A 4258-nucleotide genomic window follows, 5' to 3' on the forward strand; every position below is an offset into this window, starting at 1 on the left:
CGGCGGACCGCTGCCCACCGCCCGCGCCCTCGCCCGGTCCGCCGCGGAGGCCGGCGCGGACGGCCTGCTGCTCATGCCGCCCTACCTCGTCCGGCCCCCGCGGTCCGGCCTGCTGGCCTACACCCGCCAGGTCGCCGAGGCCGGCGGGCTGCCGCTCATCGCGTACCACCGCGACACCGCCCGGCTCGACGTCGGCACGGCCGTCGAGATCGCCCGGCTCCCGCAGGTGGTCGGCATCAAGGACGGCTGCGGCGACCTCGAACTCCTCGCCCGGATGATCACGGCCGTCGAGACGGCACTGCGCCCCTCCGGGAAGCGGTTCCGGTTCTTCAACGGCCTGCCCACCGCCGAGGTGACCGCGCCCGCCTACCGCGGCCTCGGCGTCCGGCGGTACTCCTCCGCCTCGTTCGCCTTCGTCCCGGAGATCGCCCTCGCCTTCCACCGCGCCCTCGCCACCGGGGACGAGTCCTCCGTCGGCCGCCTGCTGGCCGCCTTCTACCTGCCCCTGGTGGAACTGCGCGCCGAAGTGCCCGGCTACGCCGTCTCTCTGGTGAAGGCGGGGGTGCGGCAGCGCGGCCTGGCCGTGGGCGGCGTCCGGCCCCCGCTGACCGACCCCACACCCGAGCACCTCGACCGGCTGCGCGCCCTCACCGACGCCGGGCTGGCCGCCCTCGCCGGCCTCCCGGAAAGCACCGACCGTTGACCGCCGCACGGCCCGACCCCGCGCACCCGTCCGAGTCGCGGCACCCGTCCGAGTCGCCGAACCCGCCCGGCCCGCCGGAGCTGCGGATCACCGCGGTCACCGTCACCCCCGTCGCCTTCCGCGAGCCGCCGCTGCTCAACGCGGTGGGCGTGCACGAGCCGTACGCCCTGCGGGCTGTCGTCGAGGTCGCCACCGACCAGGGACTGACCGGCCTCGGCGAGACCACCGCCGACGAGGGCCACCTCGACCGGCTGCACACCGCCGCCGCGGCGGTGACCGGCCTGCCGGTGCACGCCCTCGGCCGGCTGCGCGCCCGGGTCGCCGCCGCGCTCGGCGGCCGGACGGGCTCCGACCGGCACGGCCTGACCGGGCCGATCACCGCGGCCTCCACGGTGGACCGGGTCTTCTCGCCGCTGGAGGTGGCCTGCCTCGACATCCAGGGCCGCGCCGCCGGACGGCCCGTCAGCGACCTGCTCGGCGGCCGGGTCCGCGACGCCGTCCCGTACAGCGCCTACCTCTTCCACAAGTGGGCCGGCCACCCCGGCGGGCCGCCGGACGACTGGGGCGAGGCGGTGGACACCGCCGGCATCCTCGCCCAGGCCCGGCGCCTGGTCGACACGTACGGCTTCACCGCGCTGAAGCTCAAGGGCGGGGTCCGTCCGCCGCACGAGGAGGCCGAGACCGTCCTCGCCCTGCACGAGGCCTTCCCCGGACTGCCGCTGCGCCTGGACCCGAACGCCGCCTGGACGGTGGACACCGCGCTCGACACCGCACGCCGGCTGGAGGGCGTCCTCGAGTACCTGGAGGACCCGACCCCGGGCCTGGACGGCATGGCGGAGGTGGCCGGGGGGACGGCGATCCCGCTCGCCACCAACATGTGCGTCACGACCTTCGAGCACCTGCCGCCGGCGGTCGCCCGCAGGTCGGTGCGGATCGTGCTCGCCGACCACCACTACTGGGGCGGCCTGCACCGCTCCCGGCTGCTCGCCGGGATCTGCGACACCTTCGGGCTCGGGCTGTCCATGCACTCCAACGCGCACCTCGGCATCAGCCTCGCCGCGATGACCCACCTCGCCGCCGCCTCGCCCGAGCTCACCCACGCCTGCGACACCCACTGGCCGTGGCGGAGCGAGGACGTGATCGAGCCCGGTGCGCTCACCCTCGCCGACGGCGCCGTCCGGGTGCCCACCGGGCCGGGCCTCGGCGTCGAGCTCGACCGCGACGCCCTGGCCCGGCTGCACGAGCAGTACATCACCTGCGGTCTGCGCACCCGCGACGACACCGGCTACCGGCGCCGGACCGACCCCTCCTACCGGCGGCGCATCCCGCGCTGGTGACGGCTCCGGCTACCGCTCCGCGGCACCACCACGGACGGGAGTTCGGCGGCCACCGCCTCCGTCCGGGCCGCCTTCGTCCGCAAGGGGGATCCCGAGCCGGCCCGCACCGACGCCGCCGCGCTGCTGATGGCGGCGGAGTCCGGGTTCCCCCGCTGGGTGTGGGTGCTGCAGAACGTCCGCCCCGTCGTCGTCTTCGGCGCGGCTGCGCTCGCCCTCACCACCCTCGCCCTCGCCTGACGGGACGAGCCCCCGCCTGACGGGACGAGCCCCCGCCTGACGGAAGGAGCCCCCGCCTTGCGCCCCCGCGGGCCGGCTCAGGCGAGGACGACCTCGTCGATCAGCTCGCGGGCCGTCTCCACCGCCTCGGAAGGCAGCCCGGCGTCCGTCACCCAGGTGTCGACCTCGGACAGCTCCGCGAAGGTGGACAGGCCGACCGTGCCCCACTTGGTGTGGTCGGCCACCAGCACCGTCCGCCGCGCCGAGGCGACCAGCGTCCGGTTGGTCTCCGCCTCCGCCAGGTTGGGCGTGGTGAGGCCGGCCTCCGGCGAGACCCCGTGGGTGCCGAGGAACAGCAGGTCGAAGCGGAGCGAGCGGATCGCCCGGTCCGCCACCGGGCCGACCAGCGCGTCCGAGGGCGTCCGCACCCCGCCGGTCAGCACCACGGTGGCGGCCGGGCCGCCCGCGCGGTGCGCCTGCTCGAAGACCTCGGACACCGGGACGGAGTTGGTGACCACCGTCAGCCGCTCGATCCCGGTCAGCTCACGGGCCAGCGCGTAGGTGGTGGTGCCGCCGGAGAGGGCGATCGCCGCGCCGGGCGAGACCAGCCGGGCGGCCGCCCGGGCGATCTGCTCCTTGGCTGACAGCTCCAGCGCGGACTTCGCCGCGAAGCCCGGCTCGTGGGTGCGGGCCGGACCGGCCGGCACCGCGCCGCCGTGCACCTTCTCCACCGCGCCGACGCGGGCCAGCGCGTCCAGGTCCCGACGGATCGTCATGTCGGAGACGTTCAACTGGCGGGTGAGCTCGTTGACCCGGACACCGCCGCGCCGCCGCACCTCGTCCAGGATCAGTGCCCGGCGCTGTTCGGCGAGCATCTGGGCGTTGTCGGTCACGGATCCTCCTGCGGTCGGCTCCGGGCCATCCTCGCACGCGGCCCGGCCGCCGAAGCCCTCGAGAAGCCCGGGACTCCGAGAACGCCGGCGGCCGACGGTAACGCCGCAACGCCGGGCCGGCGGGAACGCCCGCGGCCGGCTGGCCCGGTCAGAGCGGGAGGTCCGCCGGGACGAGCAGCTGCAGCTCCTCGGTGGACGGGTCGGCGAGCTGGGCGACCCGCATCGCGTGCCGCTCCACCATCGTCTCGAACACCTGCCGGGCCGTCCGGCCGTTGCCGAAGGCCGGTCCGCGCTCCAGTCCGGCGAAGTGCTCGTGCAGCGCCTTCGCGGTCGCCTCGGCGAGCGCGTACTCGTGCTCGGCGCACTGGGCGCGGGCGATCTCCAGCAGCTCGTCGGCGCTGTAGTCGGGGAAGGTGACCGTCCGGGAGAACCGCGAGGACAGGCCGGGGTTGGCGACGAGGAAGCGTTCCATCTCGGCGGTGTAGCCGGCGACGATCACCACCACCTCGTCCCGGTGGTCCTCCATCAGCTTCACCAGGGTGTCGATCGCCTCCCGGCCGAAGTCCCGCCCGCCGTCCTCCGGCGCCAGCGCGTACGCCTCGTCGATGAACAGGACCCCGCCGCGGGCCCGGTCGAAGGCGGCGGCGGTGCGGATCGCGGTGGAGCCGATGTGCTCGCCGACCAGGTCGACCCGGGCCACCTCGACGAGGTGGCCGCGCTGCAGCACCCCGAGCGAGGCCAGGATCTCGCCGTACAGCCGGGCGACCGTGGTCTTGCCGGTGCCGGGGGCGCCGGTGAAGGCCAGGTGCCGGCGGAGCGAGGGGGCCTTCAGCCCGGCCTTGCGGCGGCGCCGGCCGACGGTGATCAGGTCGATCAGGGTGCGCACCTCCTGCTTGACGGTGGCCAGGCCGACCAGGGCGTCCAGTTCGGCGAGCGCCTCGTCGGCGGGGCGGCAGTCTGGGATCGGCGCGATCGCGGCCGCCCCGGCCGGGGCCGGACCGGCGCTGGTCAGCCGGGCCGTCGCCGGCAGCAGCGCGGGACCGGCAGCAGGCCCGGCCGCCGGTGCGAGCAGCGGCGGGTACGGCGGGGCGGGGGCGAGCGGCGGCGCC

At 76.2% G+C, this 4258-nt stretch carries 4 protein-coding genes; 2 read left to right on the forward strand and 2 right to left on the reverse strand.

Going from position 1 to position 4258, the window contains the following annotated elements:
* A partial coding sequence (locus ABZ641_RS27545) for a dihydrodipicolinate synthase family protein (RefSeq protein WP_359985896.1) occupies positions 1-703 on the forward strand: 703 nt, incomplete at its 5' end.
* A gap of 80 nt (positions 704-783) precedes the next feature.
* Positions 784-2040 carry a glucarate dehydratase family protein gene (locus ABZ641_RS27550; RefSeq protein ID WP_359985902.1) on the forward strand — a complete coding sequence of 419 codons (1257 nt, stop codon included), beginning with the start codon at positions 784-786 and terminating at the stop codon, positions 2038-2040.
* 314 nt (positions 2041-2354) lie between these two features.
* On the opposite strand, the gene ABZ641_RS27555 is transcribed toward ABZ641_RS27550, so the two are convergent.
* On the reverse strand, positions 2355-3149 hold the full coding sequence (locus ABZ641_RS27555) for a DeoR/GlpR family DNA-binding transcription regulator (RefSeq protein WP_344625068.1): 795 nt from the start codon (positions 3147-3149) through the stop codon (positions 2355-2357).
* 148 nt (positions 3150-3297) lie between these two features.
* Positions 3298-4258 (reverse strand): AAA family ATPase (locus tag ABZ641_RS27560; RefSeq protein WP_359985899.1); only part of this gene is annotated, 961 nt, incomplete at its 5' end.

Source organism: Kitasatospora sp. NPDC007106 (assembly GCF_040634455.1).
Taxonomy (GTDB): domain Bacteria; phylum Actinomycetota; class Actinomycetes; order Streptomycetales; family Streptomycetaceae; genus Kitasatospora; species Kitasatospora arboriphila.